Annotated in this window: 31 protein-coding genes; 12 read left to right on the top strand and 19 right to left on the bottom strand. The window is 69.6% G+C overall.

Features of this window, described 5'->3' with window-relative positions:
• Positions 1–2 precede the first annotated feature (2 nt).
• Positions 3–1,007 carry an FAD-dependent monooxygenase gene (locus ACZ63D_RS11905; protein WP_465354271.1) on the bottom strand — a complete coding sequence of 335 codons (1,005 nt, stop codon included), beginning with the start codon at positions 1,005–1,007 and terminating at the stop codon, positions 3–5.
• Between ACZ63D_RS11905 and ACZ63D_RS11900 the strand changes: the two genes are divergently transcribed.
• Entirely contained in the window at positions 957–1,568 is a 612-nt protein-coding gene (locus ACZ63D_RS11900) for a TetR/AcrR family transcriptional regulator (protein WP_465354756.1), read from the top strand. The genes ACZ63D_RS11905 and ACZ63D_RS11900 overlap by 51 nt on opposite strands.
• Here ACZ63D_RS11900 and ACZ63D_RS11895 read toward each other — a convergent pair.
• Complete coding sequence (locus tag ACZ63D_RS11895) at positions 1,555–2,454, bottom strand: MBL fold metallo-hydrolase (RefSeq protein WP_465354270.1); 900 nt, start codon at positions 2,452–2,454, stop codon at positions 1,555–1,557. The two genes, ACZ63D_RS11900 and ACZ63D_RS11895, sit on opposite strands and share 14 nt — an antisense overlap.
• A gap of 117 nt (positions 2,455–2,571) precedes the next feature.
• Here ACZ63D_RS11895 and ACZ63D_RS11890 point away from each other — a divergent pair, with 117 nt between their 5' ends.
• From ACZ63D_RS11890 to bcp, 4 genes are all read left to right on the top strand, one after another.
• The gene (locus ACZ63D_RS11890; RefSeq protein WP_465354269.1) at positions 2,572–3,447 is read left to right on the top strand and encodes a LysR family transcriptional regulator; all 876 of its coding nucleotides are present in this window, start codon (positions 2,572–2,574) and stop codon (positions 3,445–3,447) included.
• Between the two features lie 31 nt (positions 3,448–3,478).
• Positions 3,479–3,661, top strand: a complete 183-nt coding sequence (locus tag ACZ63D_RS11885; RefSeq protein ID WP_037358542.1) for a hypothetical protein — start codon at positions 3,479–3,481, stop codon at positions 3,659–3,661.
• 197 nt (positions 3,662–3,858) lie between these two features.
• Positions 3,859–4,398: a hypothetical protein gene (locus tag ACZ63D_RS11880; RefSeq protein WP_465354268.1), complete on the top strand. Its 540-nt coding sequence runs from the start codon at positions 3,859–3,861 to the stop codon at positions 4,396–4,398.
• Positions 4,399–4,413: 15 nt separating this feature from the next.
• Positions 4,414–4,890: a thioredoxin-dependent thiol peroxidase gene (bcp, locus tag ACZ63D_RS11875; RefSeq protein ID WP_465354267.1), complete on the top strand. Its 477-nt coding sequence runs from the start codon at positions 4,414–4,416 to the stop codon at positions 4,888–4,890.
• Between the two features lie 51 nt (positions 4,891–4,941).
• Here bcp and ACZ63D_RS11870 read toward each other — a convergent pair whose 3' ends face one another.
• From ACZ63D_RS11870 to ACZ63D_RS11825, 10 genes are all read right to left on the bottom strand, one after another.
• On the bottom strand, positions 4,942–5,520 hold the full coding sequence (locus ACZ63D_RS11870; RefSeq protein WP_465354266.1) for a dihydrofolate reductase family protein: 579 nt from the start codon (positions 5,518–5,520) through the stop codon (positions 4,942–4,944).
• Positions 5,521–5,586: 66 nt separating this feature from the next.
• Positions 5,587–6,402, bottom strand: a complete 816-nt coding sequence (locus ACZ63D_RS11865) for an AraC family transcriptional regulator (RefSeq protein ID WP_465354755.1) — start codon at positions 6,400–6,402, stop codon at positions 5,587–5,589.
• A gap of 51 nt (positions 6,403–6,453) precedes the next feature.
• Positions 6,454–8,199 carry a sensor histidine kinase gene (locus ACZ63D_RS11860; RefSeq protein WP_465354265.1) on the bottom strand — a complete coding sequence of 582 codons (1,746 nt, stop codon included), beginning with the start codon at positions 8,197–8,199 and terminating at the stop codon, positions 6,454–6,456.
• Positions 8,189–8,878, bottom strand: coding sequence for a response regulator transcription factor (locus ACZ63D_RS11855; RefSeq protein ID WP_465354264.1), 690 nt, complete (start codon positions 8,876–8,878; stop codon positions 8,189–8,191). Before ACZ63D_RS11855 ends, ACZ63D_RS11860 begins: the two co-directional genes overlap by 11 nt.
• Before the next feature lie 71 nt (positions 8,879–8,949).
• The gene (gene rdgB, locus ACZ63D_RS11850; protein WP_465354263.1) at positions 8,950–9,558 is read right to left on the bottom strand and encodes an RdgB/HAM1 family non-canonical purine NTP pyrophosphatase; all 609 of its coding nucleotides are present in this window, start codon (positions 9,556–9,558) and stop codon (positions 8,950–8,952) included.
• Positions 9,555–10,331 (bottom strand): ribonuclease PH, encoded by a 777-nt coding sequence (gene rph / locus ACZ63D_RS11845; protein WP_451997386.1) that lies wholly within the window; start codon positions 10,329–10,331, stop codon positions 9,555–9,557. The genes rdgB and rph overlap by 4 nt, the downstream gene beginning before the upstream one ends.
• Positions 10,332–10,368: 37 nt before the next feature.
• Positions 10,369–11,136, bottom strand: coding sequence for an MBL fold metallo-hydrolase (locus ACZ63D_RS11840; RefSeq protein ID WP_465354262.1), 768 nt, complete (start codon positions 11,134–11,136; stop codon positions 10,369–10,371).
• A gap of 36 nt (positions 11,137–11,172) precedes the next feature.
• Positions 11,173–11,973 (bottom strand): glutamate racemase, encoded by an 801-nt coding sequence (gene murI, locus ACZ63D_RS11835; protein WP_465354261.1) that lies wholly within the window; start codon positions 11,971–11,973, stop codon positions 11,173–11,175.
• The gene (locus tag ACZ63D_RS11830; protein ID WP_465354260.1) at positions 11,970–12,653 is read right to left on the bottom strand and encodes a rhomboid family intramembrane serine protease; all 684 of its coding nucleotides are present in this window, start codon (positions 12,651–12,653) and stop codon (positions 11,970–11,972) included. The genes murI and ACZ63D_RS11830 overlap by 4 nt, the downstream gene beginning before the upstream one ends.
• Positions 12,654–12,784: 131 nt before the next feature.
• The gene (locus tag ACZ63D_RS11825) at positions 12,785–14,107 is read right to left on the bottom strand and encodes an MFS transporter (RefSeq protein WP_465354259.1); all 1,323 of its coding nucleotides are present in this window, start codon (positions 14,105–14,107) and stop codon (positions 12,785–12,787) included.
• A 23-nt stretch (positions 14,108–14,130) separates the two neighbouring features.
• On the opposite strand from ACZ63D_RS11825, the gene ACZ63D_RS11820 reads away from it, so the two are divergent.
• Positions 14,131–14,775: a TetR/AcrR family transcriptional regulator gene (locus ACZ63D_RS11820; protein WP_465354258.1), complete on the top strand. Its 645-nt coding sequence runs from the start codon at positions 14,131–14,133 to the stop codon at positions 14,773–14,775.
• A gap of 53 nt (positions 14,776–14,828) precedes the next feature.
• Here ACZ63D_RS11820 and ACZ63D_RS11815 read toward each other — a convergent pair whose 3' ends face one another.
• From ACZ63D_RS11815 to ACZ63D_RS11805, 3 genes are all read right to left on the bottom strand, one after another.
• A complete protein-coding gene (locus ACZ63D_RS11815; RefSeq protein WP_465354257.1) occupies positions 14,829–15,779 on the bottom strand; it encodes a PLP-dependent cysteine synthase family protein in 951 nt (316 codons plus the stop codon).
• A 4-nt stretch (positions 15,780–15,783) separates the two neighbouring features.
• Entirely contained in the window at positions 15,784–16,062 is a 279-nt protein-coding gene (locus ACZ63D_RS11810; RefSeq protein ID WP_009082495.1) for a MoaD/ThiS family protein, read from the bottom strand.
• Between the two features lie 65 nt (positions 16,063–16,127).
• A complete protein-coding gene (locus ACZ63D_RS11805; protein WP_465354256.1) occupies positions 16,128–16,535 on the bottom strand; it encodes a M67 family metallopeptidase in 408 nt (135 codons plus the stop codon).
• Between the two features lie 81 nt (positions 16,536–16,616).
• Between ACZ63D_RS11805 and ACZ63D_RS11800 the strand changes: the two genes are divergently transcribed.
• Positions 16,617–16,988 (top strand): hypothetical protein, encoded by a 372-nt coding sequence (locus ACZ63D_RS11800; protein ID WP_465354255.1) that lies wholly within the window; start codon positions 16,617–16,619, stop codon positions 16,986–16,988.
• Positions 16,989–16,990: 2 nt separating this feature from the next.
• Here ACZ63D_RS11800 and ACZ63D_RS11795 read toward each other — a convergent pair whose 3' ends face one another.
• From ACZ63D_RS11795 to clpS, 3 genes are read right to left on the bottom strand one after another with little or no spacing between them, the layout of a single operon-like run.
• Positions 16,991–18,028: a P1 family peptidase gene (locus tag ACZ63D_RS11795; RefSeq protein WP_465354254.1), complete on the bottom strand. Its 1,038-nt coding sequence runs from the start codon at positions 18,026–18,028 to the stop codon at positions 16,991–16,993.
• Positions 17,989–18,546 (bottom strand): DUF2017 domain-containing protein, encoded by a 558-nt coding sequence (locus ACZ63D_RS11790; RefSeq protein ID WP_465354253.1) that lies wholly within the window; start codon positions 18,544–18,546, stop codon positions 17,989–17,991. The genes ACZ63D_RS11795 and ACZ63D_RS11790 overlap by 40 nt, the downstream gene beginning before the upstream one ends.
• Positions 18,543–18,842, bottom strand: a complete 300-nt coding sequence (gene clpS, locus ACZ63D_RS11785; protein ID WP_037718267.1) for an ATP-dependent Clp protease adapter ClpS — start codon at positions 18,840–18,842, stop codon at positions 18,543–18,545. The genes ACZ63D_RS11790 and clpS overlap by 4 nt, the downstream gene beginning before the upstream one ends.
• Before the next feature lie 74 nt (positions 18,843–18,916).
• Between clpS and ACZ63D_RS11780 the strand changes: the two genes are divergently transcribed.
• Both ACZ63D_RS11780 and ACZ63D_RS11775 read left to right on the top strand, forming a co-directional pair.
• Positions 18,917–20,221 (top strand): nicotinate phosphoribosyltransferase, encoded by a 1,305-nt coding sequence (locus tag ACZ63D_RS11780; RefSeq protein ID WP_465354252.1) that lies wholly within the window; start codon positions 18,917–18,919, stop codon positions 20,219–20,221.
• A gap of 10 nt (positions 20,222–20,231) precedes the next feature.
• Complete coding sequence (locus ACZ63D_RS11775; RefSeq protein ID WP_465354251.1) at positions 20,232–20,807, top strand: isochorismatase family protein; 576 nt, start codon at positions 20,232–20,234, stop codon at positions 20,805–20,807.
• Positions 20,808–20,847: 40 nt separating this feature from the next.
• Here the strand turns inward: ACZ63D_RS11775 and ACZ63D_RS11770 are convergent, their stop codons facing one another.
• Positions 20,848–21,504, bottom strand: a complete 657-nt coding sequence (locus ACZ63D_RS11770; RefSeq protein WP_465354250.1) for a choice-of-anchor P family protein — start codon at positions 21,502–21,504, stop codon at positions 20,848–20,850.
• Positions 21,505–21,691: 187 nt separating this feature from the next.
• On the opposite strand from ACZ63D_RS11770, the gene ACZ63D_RS11765 reads away from it, so the two are divergent.
• The 3 genes from ACZ63D_RS11765 to ACZ63D_RS11755 all read left to right on the top strand — a co-directional run bounded on the left by ACZ63D_RS11765 (position 21,692) and on the right by ACZ63D_RS11755 (position 24,815).
• On the top strand, positions 21,692–22,282 hold the full coding sequence (locus tag ACZ63D_RS11765) for a biotin transporter BioY (protein ID WP_465354249.1): 591 nt from the start codon (positions 21,692–21,694) through the stop codon (positions 22,280–22,282).
• 91 nt (positions 22,283–22,373) lie between these two features.
• Positions 22,374–24,425, top strand: coding sequence for an ATP-dependent DNA helicase (locus ACZ63D_RS11760; protein WP_465354248.1), 2,052 nt, complete (start codon positions 22,374–22,376; stop codon positions 24,423–24,425).
• A gap of 57 nt (positions 24,426–24,482) precedes the next feature.
• Positions 24,483–24,815 (top strand): hypothetical protein, encoded by a 333-nt coding sequence (locus tag ACZ63D_RS11755; protein WP_009082506.1) that lies wholly within the window; start codon positions 24,483–24,485, stop codon positions 24,813–24,815.
• The last annotated feature ends 317 nt before the right edge of the window (positions 24,816–25,132 follow it).

The raw sequence follows: 25,132 nt of genomic DNA, 5'->3' as shown, positions 1-25,132 counted from the left end.
TTTCAGCTGGGCAGCAGCCGGGCGGCGAGGTTGCGGACCGCCAGGCCGGGCTTGGTACGCGGGACCAGCACCGCGGCCGCCGTCGAGATCCCGCGCTGCTTCGGCTTCACGCGGGCTCGATGGGTCGTCTCGTAGTGCGCGAACGCCTCGGCATGGGAGCCGCCAGCGAGGGCCGCGGCGAGGGTTTGTGCTCCGACGATCGCAAGGCTCGAACCGTCGCCGAGCAGGGAGACACATGATGCGGCGTCGCCGACCAGAGCGATCCGGCCGCGGGACCACTTCGGCGGATCGACCACGGCGACCGCGTCGAAGAACACGTCGTCCGCCGCCTCGAAGCGAGCCAGCAACTCCGGGACCCGCCAGCCGAGGCCCCGATAGGCGGCAGCCAGGATTCCCTTGCCCTGACCGGGTTCTTTCGCGCGGAAGATGAACGCCACCCTGGCGTTTCCTCGCCCCGGATGAACCGCGGCGAGGCGTCCCGGGGCGTTGAGCACGACGATGTCCCGCGGATAGCTAGACGGTTCGCCGAGCGTCACGGTCCCGACGTACAGACCGGCGTGCCGGACGAATTTCCGCTCCGGACCGAACGCGAGCCGCCGGACTGTCGAGTGCACTCCGTCCGCGCCGATCACCAGGTCGAACCGGCGCGGGGCGGCGCGCTCGAAGGTGACATCGACCCCGCCCTTGTCCTGCGCCAAGGCTGTGATGGTGTCGTCGAAGAGGAATTCGGCGTCGTCACACGCCGCCTCGTAGAGCACGTCAGCGAGATCGGCTCGCGGGACCTCGATCTCTTTGCTCACCGCCATCCGCACCGTGGTCACCGAACGCCCCCGCGCGTTGAGCAACCGCAGCCGTTGCGCGTGCGTCGCGACCTCTCGCAACCGCGGCAGGACACCCATCGCGTCGGCCACCTCCATCGCGCCCGCCCGGACGTCCACCGGGTTGCCGCTGCTGCGCTGGCCAGCCGCGCGTTCGACGACGGTCGGCCGGAAACCGTTGCGCGCCAAGCCCTGATCGACGCGGCGACGAACCTTTTCGAGCGCAACGGCTACGACGAGACGACCATCGCCGACATCGCCGCAGCCGCCGAAATCGGCACGCGCACGTTCTTCAGTTACTTCGCCAGCAAAGAAGAACTGCTGTTCCCCGATGCCGAAAGCCGCGTGCAGGCGTTGCTTGAGGCGCTTGAGAACCGCACGCCGGAGGACCGGCCGATCGACCTGCTGGTGCGCGTCCTCTGCGCTGGCGACGAGGTCAGCGACGACATCATCGGCAGGCTGACCCCGTTGCGGATGCGGTTGCTCCAGACAGTGCCCGCCATCCAGGGCCGGGCGCTGCAGATCCAGTTCAACGCCGAACGCCGGATCGCCGAGATCCTCGCCGAAGCCTTTCCCGACGAACTCGACGACGTCAGTGCCCGCGCGCTGACCGGCGCGTTCGCCGGCGCGGTGCGCGGTGCGTCGCAGGCCATGCTCGACCGCGACGGCGAACTCACCGCCGAGCAGCGAGCGGAAGCGACCCGGCAGGCGATCGTGACCACGCTGGGACCGCTGCTCAACCGCGACTGACGTGCTCCGCGCACAGGCAGGCCACGGCGGTGTCGATCCATTCGCGGCCTTCCCACTCCGGATGCCGGTTGATCAACTCATCCCGCACCTCCGCGATCACGGTCGCCTCGTCCATCTCGGAATCGCGGCGCCGCCAGGTCTCGTCGCGCAGCAGTTCGAGGTAGGCGCGCAGGTCGTCGAGCAGTTCCGGACCGCTGATGTCGCCGTGGCCGGGGACGACGATTTCCGGTCGCTGCGCGGAAAGTTTCCGCATGACCTCGATCCAGCGGATGCCGGACACGTCGGTGTCGTGCGGCGGGAACCACGGGAAGATCGCGAACTGGCCGGTCTCGGCGAGGTCGCCGGTGAACAGGACGCCCGCGTCCGGGACCGTGACGACCTGGTCGCCCTTGCTGTGCGCGCGGCCGGTGGCGCGCAGTTGCACGACGCGGCCGCCGAGGTCGAGGTCCTGCGACGAGTCGTAGACGACGTCCGGGGCGGGAAGCTCGACGCCCTCCAGCTGACGCGCGACCGGTTCGCCGAGACCGGTGAACATCTGCAGGTAGCCGGGGCCTTTCTCGGCGAGGTCGGTCGCCTGCGCGCGGTTGACCAGGTAGGTCGCGGCACCGGCGAAGGTCTGCGCGCCGAACGCGTGCTCGGGGTGAAAATGCGTGGTGGTCAAGTAAATCCGGCGGCTACGCGCGTACTCGGTCGCGAACTTCAGCACGGTTTCCGCGTTGCGCGGCCCCATGCCGGTCTCGACGACGAGCACGGAATGCGTCCCGCCGATGACGCCGACGTTCGGCACCAGCTGCACGCCCTGATTCGGAAGCACGACGAGGTCGCGGGCGAGTTCACGCGCCTGCGAGGTCTGCACGACGGGGTCGGGATGTGGGTAGTCGGCCATCGCCGGGGGCTCCTCGGAAAGCGCGGGGTCAGTGACCGTTCCAGTCCAGCGCCGCGCCCGCGCGGTGTCCAAGACCGATCCGCTTTTGCCGATACCGCACGGGTATTGTCGCTGGTTGTGGATCTCCGTTCGCTCCGGTACTTCGTCGCGGTCGCCGAGGAACGCCACTTCGGCCGGGCTGCGGCGCGGCTGCACATGACCCAGCCGCCGCTGAGCCGTGCGATCAAACAGCTCGAAACCGACCTCGGCGCGGCTCTGCTGGACCGCTCGCCGTCCGGGGTCGCGCTCACCGCCGCCGGAAACGCGCTCTACGACGAGGCCCGCACCCTGCTCGCGGGCGCGGACCAGGCCCGCGCGCGGGTCGCCGCGGCGGCCGGGCCCGGAACGCTCACGCTCGGCACCCTCGCCGACAGTTCCGAACCGGTCGGGATCCGGCTCGCCGGCGAGTTCCGCGAACGGCATCCGGGCGTGCGGATCAGCGTCCGCGAGGCCGATCTCACCGATCCGACCACCGGTCTGCGCGCCGGGCTCGCGGACGTCGCGCTCACCCGGATTCCGTTCGACACCACCGGAATTCGCACGCACGTGCTGCGGTCCGACCCGATGGGTGTCGTCCTGCGCGCGGACGATCCGCTGGCCGGACGAGCCGAGGTGCGCCGGGAGGAACTCGCCGATCGAACGTGGTTCCGGTTCCCGGACGGCACTGACCCGCAGTGGCAGGCGTTCTGGAGCGGCGGCAGCACTGACGGCCTGGTCGTGCGCACGGTGCACGAATGTCTGCAAGCCGTGCTGTGGAACGGAACTGTCGGGCTCGCGCCGCTCGCGCACTCGTTTCCCGAGGGCGTCACGACGGTGCCGCTGGCCGGCTACCCGCCGAGCCGGCTCGTGGTCGCCTGGCGCGAAGACTCGACGCCGCCGCTGGTCCGCTCGTTCGTCGAACTCGCCGTGCGCATCGCCGGGCTCGGCGACCGGGAAACCCCCGCGAACCCGTAGGCTGGGCCCGGACATCGGGGAGGTGTGGGCCGTGCCGGAACGCAATCCGCTGCGGATCCTGCGCAAATGCGCGGACTGGTTCGAAAACCGCGGCGTGTACATCCCCGGCGAGGAAAGCCGCGCGGTCGACCCGGTGCGCGACTTCGGCTGGCTCATGGTCGCCTGGGGCGCGGGCGTCGCCGTGTTCATCCTGTTGTTCGCGTTCGCGGTCTGAATCCCGACCTGCGGGTGTTGACATCATGGTGACGACTGTCACCCGGTGTGCTCTTTCGATCACGGATCGGCCACGGGTGTACACCAGGTCCGCGTCTTCCGCACCGTGACGGCATTAGTGCCGCCAGAGTGGAGCGGGTCCGCCCGGCAACTACGCCGAACGGCACACCGCCCCACCCCGACTGGAGTACCCCCGCGATGGCGCCCCCGCGCACCCCGAAACTGCTGTTGACCGCCTGCCTGCTGTTTTCCGTGGCGGCCTGCGGCGGCGTCAACGCTCGGGAAGGCTCCAACGCGATGGGCGTCGGCAGCCCGGCGGCGCAGCCCGCGGCCGCGCAGGCCTCCGGCGACCTGCAGTTCGGCGCCAACCACCGCTTCGCGAGCGGGATCACCGTCTCGCTGTCCGCCCCGCAGTCCTTCCAGCCGAGCCCGGCGGCGTACCCGCGCAGTGCGCGCGCGGCGGCGTTCTACATCCAGGTCACGAACAACGGCACCGACCCGTACCGCGTTTCCGGGCTCTCGGTCACCGCCACGGTCGCCGGGAAGCCGGCGAAGCAGATCGTCGACGCCACGCAGGGCCTCGGCGGCGTCTCCGACCCGGGGAAGGACCTGATGCCGGGCCGGTCCACGCAGCTGACGCTCGCCTTCGCGGTGCCCGAAGACAGCGCCCGGATGGCCGTGCAGGTGCGGCCGAGCACCGGCGAGCCCGCCGTCGTCACCTATTGCGGAGACGCCTGAATTACTCTCGTCCCCATGACCGACCAGCGACTTGCCGTGGGCGACGAAGCGCCCGAATTCACCCTGCCGGACAGCACCGGCAAGAACGTCTCGCTCAGCGACTTCCGCGGCCAGGCCGTGGTGGTGTACTTCTACCCCGCCGCAATGACGCCGGGGTGCACCAAACAGGCCTGCGATTTCCGGGACAACCTCGCGGAACTGAACGACGCGGGGTATCAGGTGCTCGGGATTTCCCCGGACAAGCCGGAGAAGCTGGCCAAGTTCGTGGAGGCGGAGAAGCTGACCTTCCCGTTGCTGTCCGATGTGGACAAGACGGTACTGGCCGAATGGGGAGCGTTCGGGGAGAAGAAGAATTACGGGCGGGTGGTGCAGGGAGTGATCCGGTCCACGTTCGTCGTGGACGCGGAGGGGAAGATCGCGCACGCGGCTTACAACGTGCGCGCCACCGGGCACGTGGCCAAGCTGATCCGGGATTTGGGGATCGCTGCCTGACTTTCGCGCCGATCGCGCGGAGCGGCCGGACTGGCCTCTCCGCGCGATCGGTCAGCGACGCACCTGATAGCGCAGGTGCAGCACCCGGTCGCCCTGGACCACATCGGGGTTCTCCAGCAGGTGCTGTGCGTCGATTGAGCCGAAGTAGCGTTTGCCCGACCCGAAGACCACCGGCACCACATCCATGCGCACTTCGTCGACCAGGCCCGCGGCTAGTACTTGGCCGCCGACGTCGCCTGCCGCGACCTCCACGATGCGGTCTCCCGCCAGCTCTTGTGCTTTGGCTACGGCTGCCTCGACGCCGTCGACGAAGTGGAAGGGCGCCTCAGGGTCCCAGCCCTCGGGTGCTGGGCGGTGCGTCACGACGACCACGTGGTCGATTCCGCTTGGCGGCTTTCCGTCCCAGCCGTCGGTCAGGTCGAAGACGCGGCGGCCGGTGATGGTCACGCCAATCTGGTCCCAGTACGGCCGGGTGTAGTCATACGACGCCTGCGTCACCTTCAGCGCGCCGCTGTCGTCCAGGGGGACGTCGCCGCTGGTCAACCATGCGAAAAGCGGGCCGGGCTGGTCGTTTTCGTCGGCGACGAAGCCGTCCACCGAGACCGAGCTGTACATGACCACCTTGCCCACGGGCTCTCCTCTACGTCGGGGGTGGCCTCAAATTAGCGTTTCGCGAGCGCCCGCTCTTGTAAGAAATCAATCGGCCGGAAGCGGCCAGCTGTCCAGCGTGTGGCCGGGATGCTCGCGCAGGAACCGCCGCCGGACTTCGACGTACTGGGTCGGCGTGAGCCCGGTGAACTCCCGGAACTCGTGGCCGAAGTGGGCTTGGTCGAAATACCCCGCGGCACCGGCGAGGCCGCCCCAGTCGATCGGTCCGGCCGGGTCGATCGCGAACACGGTGGCGGTGAACCGGTGGGTGCGAGCGAACCGCTTCGGGGTGACTCCGACGAGTTCCTTGAACCGCTGTGCCAGATGAGTGCTGCTGACCCCAGCGGCCTCGCTCAGGTCGCCGATCGCCACCGCTCCGCGGGTCGCCGCGATGATGCTGCTCGTGTGGCGGACCAGGCCCAGACCGGCGCTCTCGGACAACCGTCGCAGCAGCTCCGCTTCGAGCAGCGTCAGCATCTCGTGCGGTCCGTACGCCGTGGCCAGCCGGTCGCGCAGCTCGGCGACGGCGGGCCTGCCCCAGACCTGCTCTATCGTCACCGGCCGGTCGCACAGCTCGGCCGCGGGCATCGGCAGGAACGGTGCCAGGCCCCACGACTTGAAGTGCACGCCGACGGAGCGGGTCCGGGGTGGATAGCCGAATTCGTAGGCGCGGGTGGGCATGGTGATCACGCAGCCGTCGGCGTACTCCGCGGTCTCGAGGCCGGCGCGGATCCGAAACGGTGCCCCGAGATTGACGATGAGCAGGGCCGACGGCGCCGGTGGCAACGTCAGCCGGGCGTACGGCGGCGTGCCCGCCAGGTAGTAGAGGTCGTCGATCAGGCCGTCCAGCGGCGGTCGCGGCACCTGGGACACGTACTCCACGCGCCCAGCATTGCCGAGGTCCGCGCGCCAGCGCTACTCGCGGGGGAATCGCAGGGTGAAGGTGGTGCCGCGCCCGGGGATGCTGGCGGCGGTGACTTCGCCGCCGTGGGCTTCGGCTAATTTGCGGACGATTGCCAGGCCTAGACCGCTGCCGCCGGACGCTCGGCTTCGGGAGGGATCCGCGCGCCAGAAACGGTCGAAAACGTGCGGCAGGTCTTCGGGCGCGATGCCGGTTCCGGTGTCGGTTACTTCGAAAATCGCGTCGTTTTCGGCTTGCTTCGCGGTAACGGTGACGGAGCCGCCGGGTGGGGTGTGCCGGATGGCGTTCGAGACCAGGTTGTCCAGGGCTTGGCGTAAGCGCACCGGATCCGCGGTGATGGCCGGATTTTCCATCGGGGGAACGGAAAGACGGACGTCGGCGGCTTCGGCGCGCGGGGCGTGGGCTGCGGCGAGGTGGGCCAGCAGGGTGTTGGCGTCGACGGGTTCCGGGTGGACGCGCAGCGCACCGGCGTCGGCGAGGGCCAGGTCTTGCAGGTCGTCCACGATGTGTTGCAGGTGGACCGCTTCCTCCAGCAGCGAGGCGACCAGCTCGTCGTCGAACTGGCTGATGCCGTCTTGAGCCGCTTCCAGCCAGCCCCGGATGGTGGCCAGCGGGGTGCGCAGCTCATGCGCGACATCGCTGACCATTGCCTTGCGGGCGTTCTCCAGCTCTTCCCTCGCCCGCGCCATGTCGTTGAACGCGGTGGCCAGCCGGGCGATCTCGTCCTTGCCTTTGACGCGGACCCGGGCGCCCGTCTCGCCCGCTTTCAGGCGCTGGGCCGCGCCGGTCAGCGCGCGCAGCGGGCGGATCAGGCGGATCGACGCCAGGCCCGTCACGATCAGCGTCAGCAGGAGGATCGCGGCGGTCACCGCGATGAGCTTCGTGCGGTTTTCCGCGGAGAGAGTGAAGCCGGTCGGGGGCTGGTCGGTGCCCTTTTCGGTGATGTAAAGCCAGGCCGCGGGGGCTACGTAGGGGGTCAGCTGCTCTTTGCGGGCCGAGGTCACGCAGTTGGTGATGGTTTGGTCGGTGGCTTGCACGACCGGGCCGTCGAAGGTCCAGGAAAGGGCCAGTTTGGCGACCGGGACGGTGCTGTCGTTGCGGCCGAGACAGGCGTCGATCAGGCCGGACAGCTTGGTCAGCGCGGCTCGTTCGGTCTCGGTGGGGCGTTCCAGGAGACCGGTGCCGCATTGGGCGGTGCCCGCCGGTGCGATCACTCTGGGGTGGCCGCTCGGGGAGATTTCCAGGCTGCCCAGGCCGGTTCTGCGCTGGGTGCAGGAAAGGACTTTTTCGGCGATTTCCCGGAGTTCCTCGCGTTCGGCGGCGGGAAGGTTGTAGGGGCCGACCGCGTCCGGGTCGATCCGGTCCGGGGTGGACTTGATGCCCAGCCGGGTGTCGACCGCCAGCGGGTCGATGACCGCGGACGGCTGGGGCGGAAGGGTGCCCGGATTCTGTTCCGAGCTGGCGATCAGCTTGCCCTGCGGGGTGGTCAGCACGATTTTGCGGCCGGTTTTCTCCGCGTAGTCGTTGAGGGTTTTGGTCGCGCCGGACCACGTGGGATGAGTCGCCGCGTAGGAAAGCAAAGCCTGGTAGATGGTGCCGTCGTCGGCGAACAGCTGGCCCTGTTCCCGTTCGATGGCACCGGAAGTGGTCCGGGAGGCCAGCCAGGCGGTGGCCGCGATCGCGCACACCGCGATGGCCGCGGTGACCGCGAAGAGGCGGAAGATCAGGCTACGGGGCATCGGACTTCGCGGTCAGTTTGTAGCCGACGCCGTAGACCGTCAGGAGTTTCGCCGGTTTCCGGGGGTTGGTTTCGATTTTCTTTCGGAGGTTCATGATGTGCACGTCAATGGCGCGCTGGGTGATGTAGCGGTCGAAACCGTGCAGGTGCTCCAAAAGCTGCGCCCGGGTGAAAACCTGGTCCGGACGGGCCGCCATGACCTCCAGGATCCGGAATTCCCCCGGCGTGGTTTCGATCGGGTTTCCGCTTACCGCGACCTCGTGTTTGTCTTTGTCGACGGTCAGCGTGCCGACGGTGATCGGGCCGTCTTTGGCCGCGCTGGTTCTCCGGAGCAGGGTGCGGACCCGCGCCATGAGTTCTCGCGGGCTGTAGGGCTTCGTGACGTAGTCGTCCGCGCCCAGATCGAGGCCCTGGAGCAGATCGTCCTCGGTCGAACGGGCCGTGAGCATGAGAATGGGCAGGTCGGAGGACGCCCGGATGGTCCGGCAGACGGTCAGGCCGTTCATGCCGGGGAGCATGACGTCGAGGATCAGGAGATCGGGTTCCGCGGCGCGGATCTGCGCCAGTGCGGCCTCGCCGGTGGGAGCGACGGTGACGGTGTGCTGCTCGTGTTCCAGGTAGCGGCGGACCAGTTCCGCTTGTTTCGGATCGTCTTCGGCAAGGACGATATTGGCGCACATGCCTGCCGAGACTAGCCGCAGGCCCACCCCGGAGCCACCAGCGCGGCTCCGGAGCGGACCGGTCTGACTGGTTACGCGTCGGCCAGTTTTCGCAAGGCGGGCAGAAGCGCGCGCAGGGCTTTGCCCCGATGCGACGCGGCGTCTTTTTCCGCCGGACTCAATTCCGCGCTGGTTTTCGTTTCGTTTTCCGGCACGAAGATCGGGTCGTACCCGAAACCGTTGGCTCCGCGCTTTTCCCTCGTCAGCGTGCCACGCCATTCGCCGCGGACCGTGGTGGTCTCACCGGACGGCAGCGCCAGCACGGCCGCGCAGACGAACGCCGCGCCCCGGCGCTCGTCCGGGGTGTCCGTCAGCTGCGCCAGCACCAGGTTCAGGTTCGCTTCGTCGTCGCCATGTTTGCCGGACCAGCGAGCCGAAAGCACGCCCGGCATGCCGTTGAGGGCGTCGACGGCCAGGCCCGAATCGTCCGCGATGGCGGGCAACCCGGTGGCGGCCACCGCGTCCCGGGCCTTGGCCTCGGCGTTGCCTTCGAAGTCGGGGGCGGTTTCCGGGGCTTCCGGGAACTCCGCGACGTCGTTCAGGCCGAGCACCTCGATGCCCTGGATGCCTTCCGCCTCCAGGATCCGGCGCAGTTCGCCCAGTTTCTTCGCGTTCCGGGTGGCCAGCAGCAGCTTGGTCACTTCTGGCCCTTCTTCTTGTCCGGACGCGGTTCCGGCAGCTCGCCCGGGTACGGCAGCGCGAGCGCCTCGTTCTGCAGCCGCGTCAGTTCCGCGCAGCCGGCCAGCGCCAGGTCCAGCATGGTGTCCAAAGTGGACCGGGCGAAAGTGGCGCCCTCGCCAGTGCCCTGCACCTCGATGAGGGTCCCGGCGTCGGTGGCGACCACGTTCATGTCGACCTCGGCGCGCGAGTCCTCCTCGTACGGCAGGTCGAGGCGCACCCGGCCGTCCACGACGCCGACGCTCACCGCGGCCACCGAGGACGACAGCGGCTGCGGGTCGTTGAGCCGGTTCGCCGCGCCCAGCCAGGTGATCGCGTCCGCCAAGGCGACGTAGCCGCCGGTGACCGCGGCGGTGCGGGTGCCGCCGTCGGCCTGGATCACGTCGCAGTCGATGACGATCGTGTTCTCGCCGAGCGCGGCCAGGTCGATGCAGGCGCGCAGGGAGCGGCCGATCAGCCGGGAGATCTCGTGCGTCCGGCCGCCGATGCGGCCCTTGACCGCTTCGCGGTCGCTGCGGGTGTTGGTCGCGGACGGGAGCATCGCGTACTCCGCGGTCACCCAGCCGAGACCGGACCCGGCACGCCAGCGCGGCACGCCCTCGGTCACGCTCGCCGCGCACAGCACCCTGGTGTTGCCGAACTCGACGAGCACCGACCCGGCAGGCCACTTCTGGAACCCGCGGGTGAGCTTCACTTCGCGGAGCTGGTCGTCGTTCCTGCCATCTTTTCTCACCACGGGGAGCACTCTAGGACGTCACCCTGACACTTTCCGATCAGAGGTCGTAGACCGCGCCCTGGGTCACCAGCTCGGCGTCCGGAAACACGGCTTTGGCCTCGGCCAGGACGGCGTTCCGGTCGGTCCACGGCGCGACGTGGGTCAGCAGCAGACGGCCAACCCCGGCTTCCTTGGCGAGTTCGCCTGCTTCTTTCCCGGAGAGGTGCACGCCTTCCGGACGGTCGGCGGCATCGGTCCAGGACGCTTCGGACAGCAGGACATCGACGCCGTCGGCCAGCTCGCCGAGGCCGCGACACAGCCCAGTGTCGCCGGTGTACGCGAGGATGGTGCCGCCGTACGCGATGCGCAGGCCGAAAGCTGGCGTCGGGTGGTACACGGCGACGGCGGTCACGTCGAAGGGCCCGATCTGGACAGCTTCTTCGCGCAGCTCGTGGAACTCGTACACGTCCGACAGATCCACGGCAGCGCGCTCGGCCGCGTCGGCTGCGTACGCGTGCGCGAGGCGCGAAGGCGCGTCTGCTGGTGCGTACAGCGGCAACCGTCGCGGACGCGCAGGATACGGCGGCGCGGGATGGTAGCGGCGAAGCACGGTCAGGGAGTTGACGTCGGAGCAGTGGTCGGCGTGCAGGTGCGAAAGGACCAGTGCGTCCAGGTCGAACGGGTCGAGCACGGTCTGCAATTGGGCGAAGGTGCCGGTGCCCAGTTCGAGGCCGAGCCGGTAGCCCTCCGCCTCCAAGAGGTACCCGGACGCGGCGGTGTTCGGCCCGGGAATGCTGCCCGAACACCCGAGGATCGTCAGTCGCACCCCGTCACCCTAACTCCGCTCAGCGCCACCGCAGTGTCACGCGCTGGCCGGGTCCAGCGCACCGGGCGCGAAGCCCATGAACCGCTGCGCCAAGCGGGCGAACGGTTCCGGCGAACCGGTGGCGAGGAACTCGTGCTTCGGCGGCTCTGCGCGTTCGGCGAGCAGGTCGAGTTCGGTCAGCACGCGGTAGAGGTCTTTGGCGGTTTCGTCGGCGCTGGAGACGAGCGTGACGTCCTGTCCCATCACGATCTGCAGCACGCCGGACAGCAGCGGATAGTGCGTGCAGCCGAGGATGAGCGTATCGACTTCGGCTTCGAGCAACGGCTGCAGATAACCCTGTGCCAGACCAAGGATCTGCCGGCCGGTGGTGATGCCGCGCTCCACGAAGTCCACGAAGCGCGGGCAGGCGACGCTGGTGAGGCGTACATGGGGCGCGGCGGCGAAGGCGTCGTCGTACGCCCTCGAACGCACTGTGCCCTCGGTGCCGATCAGGCCGACGCGCCCGCTGTGGGTGGCAACGGCGGCCCGGCGCGCGGCCGGAAGGACCACTTCGATGACAGGTACGTCGTAGCGTTCGCGCGCATCGCGAAGGCAGGCGGCGGACGCTGTGTTGCACGCGATCACCAATGCCTTCACACCGCTCTCGACCATGTCGTCGAGAGCGGCCAACGCGTACTCGCGTGCGGTGGCGATGGGCAGCGGGCCGTACGGGTTGCGCGCGGTGTCGCCGACATAGCGCAGCTGTTCGGCGGGCAGCAGTTCGAGAATCGAGCGGGCGACGGTGAGCCCGCCGACGCCGGAATCGAAAACACCGATGGGCGCGCCAGGAGAACTCACATCCCGAGGTTACCCGGGGTCGTCGGCTCGATCTTCGGGGATTTGACGCGTTCGCCGCGTGAGGTCAGCCACGCGGCCAGGATGCCGGCCAGCGCGCCGAAGAGGTGGCCCTGCCAGGAGATCCCGGGGTTGCCCGGCAGCAGGCCCCAGAGCATCCCGCTCCAGATGCCGAGCAGCACGACCGCGACCGCGATCTGCGCGAGCGACCGGTGGAACAGGCCGCGCACCAGCAGGTACGCGAGCCAGCCGAAGGCCAGCCCGGACGCTCCGACGGTGTAGGCGTTCGCCGGTCCGACCAGCCACACCCCCAGCCCGGAAACCACCCAGATGATCGCGGTGACCACGGCGAACCGGCCGATGCCCGCCGCCATCGCGAGGAACGAGAAGACCAGCACCGGCACCGTGTTGGAGAACAGGTGCGACCAGCCCGCGTGCAGCAGCGGCGCCCAGAGGATGCCGTCGAGACTGGACGCGTCGCGCGACAGGATCCCGCCGTGCGTGAACTCGCCCGGCAGGATCACGTCGAGCAGTTCGACGAGGTACAGCACCGCCACGAACCCCAGCGCGACGAACGCCGCTGCCTTGGGGTTGGGCGGCAGGATGCGCTTGGCGGCGTCGACCGGCCTGCCGCTGGCAGCGGGCTGCGGCGACGTCGGCGGGAAGGGCGGCAGTGTGCTCACGACCTCAGGCTACGTCGGGCGCGGACGGACGGCCTCGGGAGAAATCCCTGAACTTGGGCCCCGGCTCGCGGTCCGTGAAGTGCCCATCGAAGGAAGTTGATTCCCTTGGTGGGCCCTTCGCGGACCGGCAGTCAAACCACTGCGGGCTTGCGGAGCAGGTTTCCGTAGGCGGCCGCGAACAAGGCGGAAAGCAGTGCGGCCACCGCCGCCACCGCGAAGCTCCATCCGGGACCGCCAGCCGACAGCACCACCGCGCCGACCGCTCCGGCAAGGCTGCTGCCGACCACCCGGACCAGCGCGTTGATCCCGCCCGCGGCGGCCGTCTTCGCGGGTTCGACGTGCTCGACCGCCATCGTCCCCAACGCGGCGTAACCGAGCCCGATGCCCAGCCCCAGCACCGCCGCGACGAGATAGAGGCCGAGCCCATCCCCCGGCAACGACGTCAGCCACACCGCGGCCGCCACCACCACCGCCGAGCCACCGGCGACGAGCGCGGGCGCGCTGAACCGCCGCATCAACACACCAGCCAGCACCGAAACCACCAGCATCAGAATCGTCGTCGGCAAAAGATAAAGCCCCACCTGCAATACCGACGCTCCGAGGACGCCCTGCGCGTACGCCGAAAGCGTCATGATCGTGGCGAACAACGCGAAGCCCAACAGGAATGACGCCACCGTCGCACCGACTGTTTTCCGGTGCAGCAGCATCGGAATCTCGATCAACGGCGTCTTCGTGCGCCGTGCCGTCACCACCCACACCGACGCCAGCACGACGGCCGCGACCAGCAGCCCGGCGGTCGCCCAGCCCCATTCGGCTCCCTTGCTGATCGCCAGCAGCAGGCAGATCAGCCATCCCGACACCAGCACGGCGCCCAGCAGGTCCGGCGAACCGGCCCGGACCGCGGCTGTCCGGTCCTCCCGAACCGCGGCGACCAGCCCGAACGCCACCACGCCGAGCGCCGCGAGCACCCAGAACACCAGCTGGTGATCCCCGCCGGCGAGCCCGGCGAGAATCATCCCGCCGCCGCTGCCCGCGCCGATCGTCGCGCTCAGCACGCCGATCGCGGCCGGCAGCGAGCGCGCCGGCAGCACGTTCCGGACCTGCCCGATCGCCAGCGGCAGCAACGGCGCGGCCGTCCCCTGCAGGATCCGGCCGACAACCAGCACCGGCAGCGACTCCGCCACCGCCGCCAGCACCGATCCCGCGACCAGCAACGCGAGCACGACCAGCGACATCGTGCGCCTGCCGTAGAGGTCGCCCAGCTGCGCGACCAGCGGAATCGCGACCGCGCCGGCCAGCAGCCCGGCGGTCAGCGCCCACGACACCGAACTCAGCGGCACGCCCAGCTTGAGCTGCAACTGCGGCAGCAACGGCACCACCACGGTCATCTGCAAGGTCCCGACCGCCACTGCGAACGCCAGCGCGGCGACCGTCCCCCAGTAGTTTTTATACATGTATAAAAACGTAGCATGGCGGCATGCCAGCGCGCACCGGCCGACCGCCGAAGATCTCCAGGGCCGACATCGTGGCCGCCGCTCACCGGGTCATCGGCGAGGACGGCGTCGAGGCTCTGACCATGCGCAGGCTCGCCCGGGAGGTCGGCAGCACGGCGATGGCGCTGTACCACCACGTGCGCGACAAAGAAGGCCTGCTTTTGCTGCTGCTGGACGACTACGCGCAGCGCGAAATGCCTCGGCCGGAGAACCTTCCTGAGGAACCGGCGGACCGGATCGTGGCGGTCGCCAAGGCGATGCGGGACGGGCTGGCGAGCTGCCCGTGGATCGTGGAGGTACTGCGCTCCGACGACCTGCTGTCGGTCGGCGGGCTGTGGTACCCGGAGAAAATCGTTGCGGCGGCGGAGAAAGCCAGGCTGCCGACGGAAGCGGCGGTGGATCTCTACCGAGCGGTGTGGCACTACACGCTGGGCGAGATCAGCTCACGCGCGGCGGCCACCCGACGCCGGGAGCAGGGCGGCGACACCTACCGCGAGCGAGTCTTCGCGGAACTGGACGCGGCGGAATTCCCGACGCTCGCCCAGATCGGGCCGCGCTGGGAAACCCTTGCCGCACAAGACAGTTACGAACGAGGCGTGCGCGCACTCGTCACGGGATTGCTGCCGTGAGGGGAACCCTGAGGGAAGCAGAGTCCCTCAGGGTTCCTCTCACGGACGTTCGATCAAGCCCAGAGCTGGCCGTCAAGCCGTTCTGCCGCTTCGTCCAGCGACCCGGAATACGCGCCGGTCGACAGGTACTTCCAGCCAGCGTCCGCGACCACGAAAGCCACATCCGCCTTCTCGCCGCGAGCAGCGGCCTTCTCCGCGATCCCCAGCGCGGCGTGCAGCACCGCGCCGGTGGAGATCCCGGCGAAAATTCCTTCGTGCTCCAGCAGTTCCCGCGTCCGCCGGAGAGCGTCGTACGCGCCCACTGAATAGCGTCCGTTGAGCACGCTCTCGTCGTAGAGCTCCGGCACGAACCCCTCGTCGAGATTGCGCAAGCCGTACACCAGCTCGCCGTACCGCGGCTCGGCGGCGATGACCTGGACGTCCGGCTTGTGCTCGTGCAGGTACCGCCCCACTCCGACGAGCGTCCCGGTCGTCCCGAGCCCGCCGACGAAATGCGTCAGCGTCGGCAGGTCTTTCAGCAGCTCCGGCCCGGTCCCGCGATAGTGCGCGTCGGCGTTGGCCGGGTTGCCGTACTGGTAGAGCATCACCCAGTCCGGGTTCTGCTTCGCCAGCTCCTTGGCCCGCCGCACCGCCTCGTTCGAGCCGCCCGCGGCGGGCGAGAACACGATCCGCGCGCCGTAGGCCTGCAGCAGCTGCTTGCGTTCGGCCGAAGTGTTCTCCGGCATCACGCACACCAGGCCGTAGCCCTTGAGCTTCGCGGCCATGGCCAGCGAGATCCCGGTGTTGCCCGAGGTCGGTTCGAGGATCGTGGACCCGCGCCGCAGGATGCCGTCCCGCTCCGCCGCCTCGATCATGGCCAGCGCGGGCCGGTCCTTGATCGAGCCGGTCGGATTGCGGTCCTCGAGCTTCGCCCACAACCGCACCTCGTCGGTCGGGGACAGCCGCGGCAGCCCGACCAGCGGCGTGCCGCCGAGCGCGTCGAGGAGAGACTCGTAGCGAGTCACCGGCTCAGCGCGCGCCGCCCGCGACGGCGGGCAGGATGGTGAGGGTGTCGCCGTCCTTGACCTCGGCGTCGAGCCCGCCGGAGAAACGCACGTCCTCGTCGTTGACGTAGACGTTGATGAAGCGGTGCAGCTTCTCCTCCTTGACCAGGCGCGCCTTGAGCCCGGCGTGCCGCGACTCGACGTCGTCGATGATCTCGAGGACAGTCTTGCCCGACGCCTCGACGGACTTCTCGCCGCCGGTGTGGGTGCGCAGGATGGTCGGGATGGACACGGTCACGGCCATGGTTTTCTACCTCCGGGTGGGTTCCTACACGCTGACGCCTCGGACGCCGCGCTTTATTCCGGCAGTCAGTCGATGATCTCGACCGGCTCCTCGGTGATCTCGGCGTCCACGATCCGGTACGAGCGGAACTCGTGCGAATCGGGCTCTCGGGTCGAGACGAGCACGTAGTGCGCGTCGGGTTCGGCGGCGATGTTCGCGTCGGTGCGCGACGGATAGGCCTCGGTCGCGGTGTGCGAGTGGTAGATGACCACCGGGACCTCGTCGTTCGCGTCCATCTCGCGGTAGAGCTTGAGCAGGTCGCCCGAGTCGAACTCGTAGAACGTCGGCGAGCGGGCCGCGTTCAGCATCGGGATGAACCGCTCGGGGCGGTCCGAGCCGGCAGGACCGGCCACCACCCCGCACGCTTCGTCGGGGTGGTCGCGGCGGGCGTGGGCGACGATCTCGTCGACGAGGTCACGGCGGATCCGGAGCACACGGACATCCTAGTTCGTGGACCGAACGAGTCCACACTGTGAGAGCTACCGCTCATCCGCAGGTCAGGGCACAATTACCGGATGCCGGTGTCCTCGAAGATCCGCGAACGCTGCCGAGATTTGCTAGCCGACGGAGACGTCGTCCAGTACGTGTTCCCCGCCACATCGCTCATGGTGACGATGATGGCCGCGCACCGGAACTTCCTGGTCGTGGTCACCGATCGGCACGTCACGGTGCTCGCCTGCAGCACTTTCCGCCGGTGGAGGCCGGTTTCGGTGTGGGCACAGCTGCCGCGCTCGACCGAACTCGGCCCGGTGGACCTGCATCCCTCGCTCGGGGCGACCGTGTCGTTCGGCGGCCTGGTGCTGGAGATCGAGGACGAGTACGTGGCCGCCGTGCGCGCCGCCGACCTCGAACGGAACGAGGACGCCCTCCCGCAGGACCCGTTCTGACCTCAGCCCAGCGCTTCCGGCCACACGTCCCGATAAGCCGGGACGCCGGCCGCGGAAGTCGCCGAGAGCAGTCCGTGCACCATCGCCCGGGCGAACACCCGCGCCGACGCCGCGCACAGCGCGTCCAGCGCGCCCGCTCGCGCCGCCACCGCGAATGACCCGGGCTCCCCTGGCAACTCCTGCGCGCCGGTCGCCAGCGCGAACACCGTGTCGCCGTCGAACATCGAGTGCGCCGGACGCACCGCGCGCGCCAGCCCGTCCTGCGCGGCCACCGTCAACCGGCGCGCCTCGGCCTTCGTCAACGCCGCGTCGCAAGCCACCACGCCGATCGTGGTGTTCAGATCGGTTCGCTGCCCCGGCACCTCGCCCGGCCGATCCGGCCAGCGGACGCCGAACTCGCCGTTCACCTCATGATCGCCAGCGAAGGCCCGTCCGGTCGCGAAATCCACGGCCTGGCCCGCCGCGTTCACCGCGACGATCGCGCCGACCGTCACGTCGCCGACGACCTCGCTCGCCGTCCCGATCCCGCCTTTGAGCGAACCGACCACCGCGCCCGAGCCCGCTCCGACGGTGCCCATCGCGAAGGTCTCCCCGGCCGCTTCGCAAGCGGCGTAACCGAAATCGGCGTCCGGCCGGTTGCCCCACGCGCTGCGCGGCAAATCGAACAGCACCGCCGCGGGCACGATCGGAACGACCTCATACGGCTGTGCGCCAACGGGAAATCCGTAGTTCCGCTCGGAAAGCCACCGCATCACGCCGTCCGCCGCCGCGAGCCCGTACGCGCTTCCGCCGGAGAGACAGACCGCGTTCACCTGCTGTACCAGGTTTTCCGGCTCCAGCAGGTTGGTTTCCCGCGTGCCGGGCGCACCGCCGCGCTGATCGACCGCTCCGGTCGCGCCGTCCGGCACGAGCACGACAGTGGTTCCGCTGGCCCAGCCGTCGTCCAGCCTCTCGTGATGGCCTACGAGCACGCCGGGAACGTCGGTGATTTTCCCGCCAGTCAGCCGGTCAGCGCTTGGATCAGCGTCTCCTGCACCCATGTCAGCCAATGGTAGACGCCGAGATGGGGTGCGCGGGGATCATCTTCCGGCAGCTCGTCCGGCATGTCCTCGGTGACGTCGAGCGCGGTGCCCAGCGCCAGCCGCACGTCGTTCAGCGCGCCAAGCCAGGCGTCGGCCTGCTCGAAGGTCAGCTTCACCGAACCGCCGTCGCGCGGCAGGGTGTCGAGGACGATCTTCGCGACGCCGACCTTCTTCTCCAGCAGCTCCGGCTCGTGCAGCGACCGCATCGCCGCCGCCGAATCGAGGTCCTCGCGGCTCGGGTTGTCCGGGTCGAGCTTGTGGAAGTCCGGCAGCAGCCGCGACAGCACCGGATCGTCCGGCGATTCGGCAGGCCCGGTGCGGATCCCGGTCAGCTCGGCCAGCTCGTCCTGCGGGGCCTCCTCGGCCCGGGCGGTCAGCATGTCTTCCAGCTGCCCGACCAGCCCGCGCAGCACCGCGGCCTCCTGCTGTTCGAACCCGGCGAGGATGGCGTCCCCCTTGCGCCGCCAGGCCTTCACGAGGGCTGTTCCATGGTCGCCCACAGGCCCGCCGCGTGCAGCTTCGCCACGTCGGTCTCCACCTTCTCCTTCGAACCGGACGACACGATCGCCCTGCCCTTGTTGTGCACGTCGAGCATCAGCTTCGTGGCGTGGTCCCGGCTGTAGCCGAACAGCTTCTGGAAGACGTACGTCACGTACGACATCAGGTTGACCGGATCGTTCCAGACGATCGTCCGCCAGGGCTGGTCGGATTCGGCCAGTTCGGCCCCGAGTGGATCAACCTGCGTCTGTTCGGATGCGACAGGCGTGGACATGCACACCATGGTGTCACGGGGGCAACCCGGTACGCCGCGCCAGGTCCGTCCATGTGAGTGAATAGGCTGCTCCCATGGGTTCCCCCGAGCCGGTCCCCAGCGCCAGCACGGCGCTGCTCACCGACCACTACGAGCTGACCATGCTGGCGAGCGCGCTCGCGGACGGGACGGCCGACCGGCCGTGCGTGTTCGAAGTCTTCGCGCGGCGGCTTCCCGACGGCCGCCGCTACGGCGTCGTCGCTGGCACCGCGCGCGTGCTCGACGCGATCGCCGACTTCCGGTTCACCGACGCCGAGCTGGCGATGCTGGAGCAGACCGCGGTCGTCGACCCGGAAACGCTGGCGTGGCTGGCGGACTACGAGTTCCGCGGCGACATCGACGGCTACCGCGAAGGCGACCTGTACTTCCCCGGTTCGCCGATCCTCACCGTGACCGGCAGTTTCGCCGAAGCGGTGGTGCTGGAGACGGTGGTGCTGTCGATCCTCAACCACGACAGCGCGATCGCTTCGGCGGCCGCGCGGATGTCCGGCGCGGCGCACGGGCGGCCGATCATCGAGATGGGCGGACGGCGCACGCACGAGTACGCCGCGGTCGCCGCCGCGCGCGCCGCCTACCTGGCCGGATTCGCCACCACGTCGAACCTCGAAGCCGGCCGCCGCTACGGAATCCCGACCCGCGGCACCGTCGCGCACGCCTTCATGCTGCTGCACGACAGCGAGGAAGCCGCGTTCCGCGCCCAGGTCAGCAAAATGGGTGCGGACACCACTCTGCTGGTGGACACCTACGACATCACCGCGGGCATCGAGGCGGCCGTGCGCGTCGCCGGCCCGGAGCTGGGCGCGATCCGGATCGACTCCGGCGACGTCGGCCCGCTCGCCCGCAAGGCCCGCGACCAGCTCGACTCGCTCGGCGCGAAAGACACCCGGATCGTGGTGTCCGGCGACCTCGACGAACACGCGATCGCGGCGCTGCGCGCGGAACCGGTGGACGCCTACGGCGTGGGCACCTCGGTGGTCACCGGATCCGGCGCGCCGACCGCCGGGATGGTGTACAAGCTGGTCGAGGTCGACGGCCGCCCGGTCGCGAAACGCAGTGCGCACAAGGAATCCCGCGGCGGGCGCAAGCACGCGCTGCGCCGCCACCGCGGCACCGGGACCGCGGTCGAGGAAGTGGTCTGGACCGCCGCCGGCGGCCGTCCGGAACCCGGCGAAAACGATGTCGACCTGCAGATCCCCCTGGTGCGCGGCGGCGCGCCGGTCGATGATCTGCCTACGCTGGACGACGCGCGCGCCCGCCTGCGGCGCGCGCAGGTGAGCCTGCCGTGGGAGGGCCTCAAGCTCTCGCACGGCGAGCCCGCGATACCGACGACTTTTCTGTAGGGAGCCGACCATGACAACCGCGCTGATCGTGGTGGATGTGCAGAACGACTTCTGCGAGGGAGGCTCGCTCGGCCTGCCGGGCGGGGCGGTCGCGGCGGCGGCCATCTCGCAGAAGATGGCCGAGGGCGGCTACGCGCACATCGTCGCCACTCGCGACCACCACATCGACCCGGGCGACCACTTCAGCGACACGCCCGACTTCAACACCAGCTGGCCGCCGCACTGCGTGGCGGGCACGGCGGGCGCGTCGTTCCACTCGGCGCTGGACGTGGTGCCGATCGAAGCGGTGTTCTCGAAGGGCGAGTACTCCGCCGCGTACTCCGGTTTCGAGGGCAAGTCCGGCGACGGCAAGACGCTCGAGGAATGGCTTCGCGCGCATGACGTCACCGACGTCGACGTCGTCGGCATCGCGACCGACTTCTGCGTGCGCGCCACGGCTCTCGACGCGGCTCGCGCCGGGTTCACCGTGCATGTGCTGCTGGACCTGACCGTCGGCGGTTCGCAGCCGACGGTGGACGCGACGCTCAAGGACTTCGACGAGGCAGGCGTGCGCTACACCGGCACGCCCGCCCTGCCGCCTGCCTAACGTCGTGAGTGGCGTTGCCGGTTAGAACCGGCAGCGCCGCTCACGAGGCTGGCGCGCCGCCCTTGCCGAACGGGTCGCACGCCGCGGTGCCGAGGTAGATGTCCCCGCTCGCTGGACCGCCTTGCGGGAACAGCTTCACGTGCACCGCGTGCGTGACCAGGCTGCCGTCGGCGGGCTGCGGCGTCACGGTCTCGTTCAGCGTGATCGTGGCCAGCGCCGTGCCCGCCGCGCCGCCGGGGATCGTGATCCGGTAGTTCGCCGGGATCGACGACGGCACGGTGAAGCCGGAAACCTCGCCGATCGACATCGAGCCGGTGCTGCCCGAATCGGTCGTGGTGGCGCAGCCGACCGAGTACGTGCGGACTTTCAGCTCCGGCCCGCCGTACCGGGTGAGCAGGTCGGATTCGAACCGCTGCCCGCCGGTTTTCACCTCCGCGACCGGGCCCTTCCGCTCGCAGGTGGCACCGCCGAAGCCGAACACCGCGACCTCGCCTGCCTCCCCGCCGTTCGAGCGCGCGGAAGCCGGGCCGTCGGCGTCGCAGCGCGCCAGTTCCCCGGTGACCACGTGTTCGTGCTCCACCAGCACGTCGGCGCTGCCCGCGGAACCCCAGCCGGTGGACGTCGGCGGATCGGCGTGCGCCAGCGCAGGCGCCGCCGTCAGGAAAACCCCGGTGACCAGCAGGATCCGTCCGCGCATTCGACCTGTCTCCCTTCGCCCGTGCTTCGACATCGGCAGCGCGGCGGGGGTCCCAAACGTCGACGGTCGCAGCTCACCCGGACGTGTGGCGCAAGACAGGGGTGGTGAGGAACGCAACTTGTCTCGTTCCGTCGCCTCACTCGACGATAACCTGCCCGGACGTCCGTTTTCCGTGGTTGGAGGTCCCGTGTCGTCACTGTCTCTCCCGGCCCGCCGTCAGGTGCTGGCCGACCTCGTGCCCGGCACCCTGGTGCGCGACCTGGCGCTGGTCGCCGGCGGCGCCGTGCTCACCGGCGCGGCCGCGCAGCTGATCATCCCGCTTCCGGGCACGCCGGTGCCGATGACCGGCCAGACGTTCGCCGCGCTGCTCGTCGGCGCGACGCTCGGCATGCGTCGCGGCGCTGCCTCGCTGCTGCTGTACATGCTCGTCGGCGCGGTCGGCGTGCCGTGGTTCCAGGGCGGCACCTCCGGGCTGTCCGGGGCCTCGGCCGGCTACATCGTCGGTTTCGTGTTCGCCGGTGCGCTCGTGGGCGCGCTCGCCCGTCGCGGCGGCGACCGCACTCCGCTGCGCATGGCGGGGACCATGGTGCTCGGCAATGTCGTGATCTACGCCTTCGGCGTGCCGTGGCTGATGGCTGCCACCGGGTTCGATCTCGCCACCGCTTTCGACAAGGGCGTCACGCCGTTTCTCGTCGGTGACGTGCTGAAGACCGTTGTCGCGGCGGGCGTGCTGCCGCTCGCGTGGGCCGCGGTTTCGCGGTTCCGCAAGGAAGACTGAACCGGATTTCCGGGAGCTTCGATCCGGCGCGAGGGGTCCGTTCGCGCCGGATCGAAGATCCTGTCGGACCTGGCGGCTATCGTGTCTCGCTGTGCCCGCCCGAACCGATTTCCCCGGCGTCCTCGAACTCCTCACCCACGCGGTGGAGTCCGTCGGCGGCGCTGAACGCCCCGGCCAGGTGAAGATGGCCGATGCCGTCGGCCACGCCATCCGCACCGGCGAACACCTCGCCGTGCAAGCGGGAACGGGCACCGGCAAATCGCTGGCGTACCTGGTGCCCGCGATCCGGCACGCGGTGGAGAAAGACACCACCGTCGTCGTTTCCACCGCCACCATCGCGTTGCAGCGCCAGCTGGTCGACCGTGATCTCCCGCGCCTGGCGAAGGCGCTCAAGAAGCCGCTCGGGCGCGAACCGACCTTCGCGATCCTCAAGGGCCGCCGCAACTATCTGTGCCTGCACCGGCTCGACACCGGCCCCGCCGACGAGCCCGACGACGCGCAGCTGTTCGACCCGTTCGCGGTGTCCCGGCTGGGCAAGGAAGTCACGCGGCTGCACGAGTGGGTGTCGGACACCGAAACCGGTGACCGCGACGAGCTGGTGCCCGGCGTGTCGGATCAGGCGTGGCGGCAGGTTTCCGTCACCGCGAGGGAATGCCTCGGCGCCGCGAAATGCCCAGTCGGCACCGATTGTTTCGCCGAACGCGCGCGAGCCGAGGCTGGCCGCGCCGATGTGGTGGTCACTAACCACGCACTGCTGGCCATCGACGCGCTGCAGGGCTATCAGGTGCTGCCGGACCACGACCTGGTGATCATCGACGAGGCGCACGACCTGGTCGACCGGGTCACCTCGGTCGCCACCGGCGAACTCACCAGCGCGATGGTGTCGGCCGCCGCGCGCCGATGCGGAAAGCTGATCGACGCCGGAATCGCGGACCGGCTGCTGGAGTCCTCCGACGGGCTCGCGCTGATCCTCGACGACATCCCGGCCGGAAGGCTCGACGCGCTGCCCCGGCCGTTGCAGGGCGCGATCCCGGCGGTGCGCGACGCGGCGAAGGAATGCCTCACCGCGCTGGGCTCGGATCGCAAGGAAGACGTCGGCGAGGCCACCGCGCGCAAGCTGGCGCGGTCGCTGCTCGAAGAGGTGCACGACACCGCGGTGCGGCTGCTCGACGCGTACGACGAGGATCTGGCGCACCAGCGCGACGTGGTCTGGGTGACCGGTGACAAGTACTCCGCGAACCCGCGCCCGCCCGCGTTGAAGGTCGCCCCGCTGGGTGTCGCGGGATTGTTGCGAGAGCGCGTGTTCAACCAGCACACCACCGTGCTGACGTCGGCGACACTGACCCTCGGCGGCGAATTCGACACCATGGCGCGGCAATGGGGTCTGCCGCCGAGCGGCGCGCGCGTGGTGAAGTCGCCGGGAACGGCCACCGACAAGGAAGCGCCGTCGGACGAGGACACCGGCCCGAAGTGGACCGGCCTGGACGTCGGATCGCCGTTCGACCACCGCCGCAACGGCATCCTCTACCTTGCCAAACACCTTCCGCCGCCGGGCCGGGACGGACTCGCCGAGTCCACAATGGACGAACTGGCCGGACTGGTCGAAGCCGCGGGCGGCCGGACGCTGGGCCTGTTCTCCTCGATGCGCGCGGCGAAACAGGCCGCGGAAGCCATGCGGGAACGGCTGGACCACCCGATCCTCTGCCAGGGCGACGACGCCACGCCGTTGCTGGTGCGGCAGTTCGCCGAGGACGCGCGCACCTGCCTGTTCGGCACGCTGACGCTGTGGCAGGGCGTGGACGTGCCGGGGCCGTCGCTGCAGCTCGTGGTGGTGGACCGGATCCCGTTCCCCCGTCCGGACGATCCGGTGTCGTCCGCTCGCCAGCGCGCGGTAGAAGCCCGGGGCGGCAACGGATTCCTCACCGTCGCCGCGACCCACGCCGCGCTGCTGCTGGCACAGGGCACCGGACGGCTGCACCGCTCGGTCACCGACCGAGGCGTGGTGGCCGTCCTGGATTCCCGCCTGGCCACCGCACGCTACGGCGGTTTCCTGCGCGCGTCGCTGCCGCCGTTCTGGCCGACGACAGATCCGCAGGTCGCCCGAGACGCGTTGAAGCGACTCGACGCGGCCGCGCCCGCCTGACCGGGCGCACCGGACAGGCGGGTACGGTGAGTGGAACGAACACGACAGGGAGCACCGTTGACCCAGGATTCGTCCAGCGCACAATCGCGGACCGTCAGTGTTGACGACACCGGGGTGCGGCGCCGGCTCGCCGATGGCAGCGAAGAAGCTGTGACGTGGTCGGAGCTGCAATCCGTGATGGTGAGAGTCATCCCCGACGGCCCCTGGAACGAAGACGTCTTCTTCATGCTGGTCGGCAACGACGGCAAAGGCACCGCGGTCCCCAGCGGCGACCCGGCCGCGGACGCCCTCATCGAACGCCTGCAGACCTTGCCCGGTTTCGACAACGAGAAGTTCATCGAGGCCATGACCACGGACGCCGACCAGGCTTACGTGGTGTGGCAAAGCTGAGTTCGGCACGGCCGGGTTGTCTTCGCTGAGCGCGATCCGGCCGGGAAGCCTTGCTGGACAAGGGTTTTCGGACGGTTTCTTTGCCTAGGTTCAGCTGCGGTGGCTTGGCAGCGGCGTGGCGGAAGTGCTCGTCCGTTCTCGGTCGGCAGCCTTATTGCGGCCTGATCGGCTGCTTCGCAAGCTCGCCGCTCGGCTCCGCGTCCGGGAGATCCCCGGCAACCCGGCAACCCGGCAACCCGGCAACCCGGCAACCCGGCAACCCGGCAACCCGGCAACCCGGCAACCCGGCAACCCGGCAACCCGGCAACCCGGCAACG

It is taken from the genome of Amycolatopsis sp. NPDC104775 (assembly GCF_055583325.1).
The sequence above is the reverse complement of the archived record's forward strand: the minus strand, read 5'-3'. Positions and strand labels throughout refer to the sequence as shown.

Excerpts from the sequence above, each read along its gene's own strand:
- ACZ63D_RS11895 (WP_465354270.1), bottom strand. The coding sequence starts at position 2,454 with ATGGCCGACTACCCACATCCCGACCCCGTCGTGCAGACCTCGCAGGCG.
- ACZ63D_RS11880 (WP_465354268.1), top strand. The coding sequence starts at position 3,859 with ATGGCGCCCCCGCGCACCCCGAAACTGCTGTTGACCGCCTGCCTGCTG.
- bcp (WP_465354267.1), top strand. The coding sequence starts at position 4,414 with ATGACCGACCAGCGACTTGCCGTGGGCGACGAAGCGCCCGAATTCACC.
- ACZ63D_RS11860 (WP_465354265.1), bottom strand. The coding sequence starts at position 8,199 with ATGCCCCGTAGCCTGATCTTCCGCCTCTTCGCGGTCACCGCGGCCATC.
- ACZ63D_RS11855 (WP_465354264.1), bottom strand. The coding sequence starts at position 8,878 with ATGTGCGCCAATATCGTCCTTGCCGAAGACGATCCGAAACAAGCGGAA.
- ACZ63D_RS11825 (WP_465354259.1), bottom strand. The coding sequence starts at position 14,107 with ATGTATAAAAACTACTGGGGGACGGTCGCCGCGCTGGCGTTCGCAGTG.
- ACZ63D_RS11820 (WP_465354258.1), top strand. The coding sequence starts at position 14,131 with ATGCCAGCGCGCACCGGCCGACCGCCGAAGATCTCCAGGGCCGACATC.
- ACZ63D_RS11810 (WP_009082495.1), bottom strand. The coding sequence starts at position 16,062 with ATGGCCGTGACCGTGTCCATCCCGACCATCCTGCGCACCCACACCGGC.
- ACZ63D_RS11800 (WP_465354255.1), top strand. The coding sequence starts at position 16,617 with ATGCCGGTGTCCTCGAAGATCCGCGAACGCTGCCGAGATTTGCTAGCC.
- ACZ63D_RS11795 (WP_465354254.1), bottom strand. The coding sequence starts at position 18,028 with ATGGGTGCAGGAGACGCTGATCCAAGCGCTGACCGGCTGACTGGCGGG.
- clpS (WP_037718267.1), bottom strand. The coding sequence starts at position 18,842 with ATGTCCACGCCTGTCGCATCCGAACAGACGCAGGTTGATCCACTCGGG.
- ACZ63D_RS11780 (WP_465354252.1), top strand. The coding sequence starts at position 18,917 with ATGGGTTCCCCCGAGCCGGTCCCCAGCGCCAGCACGGCGCTGCTCACC.
- ACZ63D_RS11775 (WP_465354251.1), top strand. The coding sequence starts at position 20,232 with ATGACAACCGCGCTGATCGTGGTGGATGTGCAGAACGACTTCTGCGAG.
- ACZ63D_RS11770 (WP_465354250.1), bottom strand. The coding sequence starts at position 21,504 with ATGCGCGGACGGATCCTGCTGGTCACCGGGGTTTTCCTGACGGCGGCG.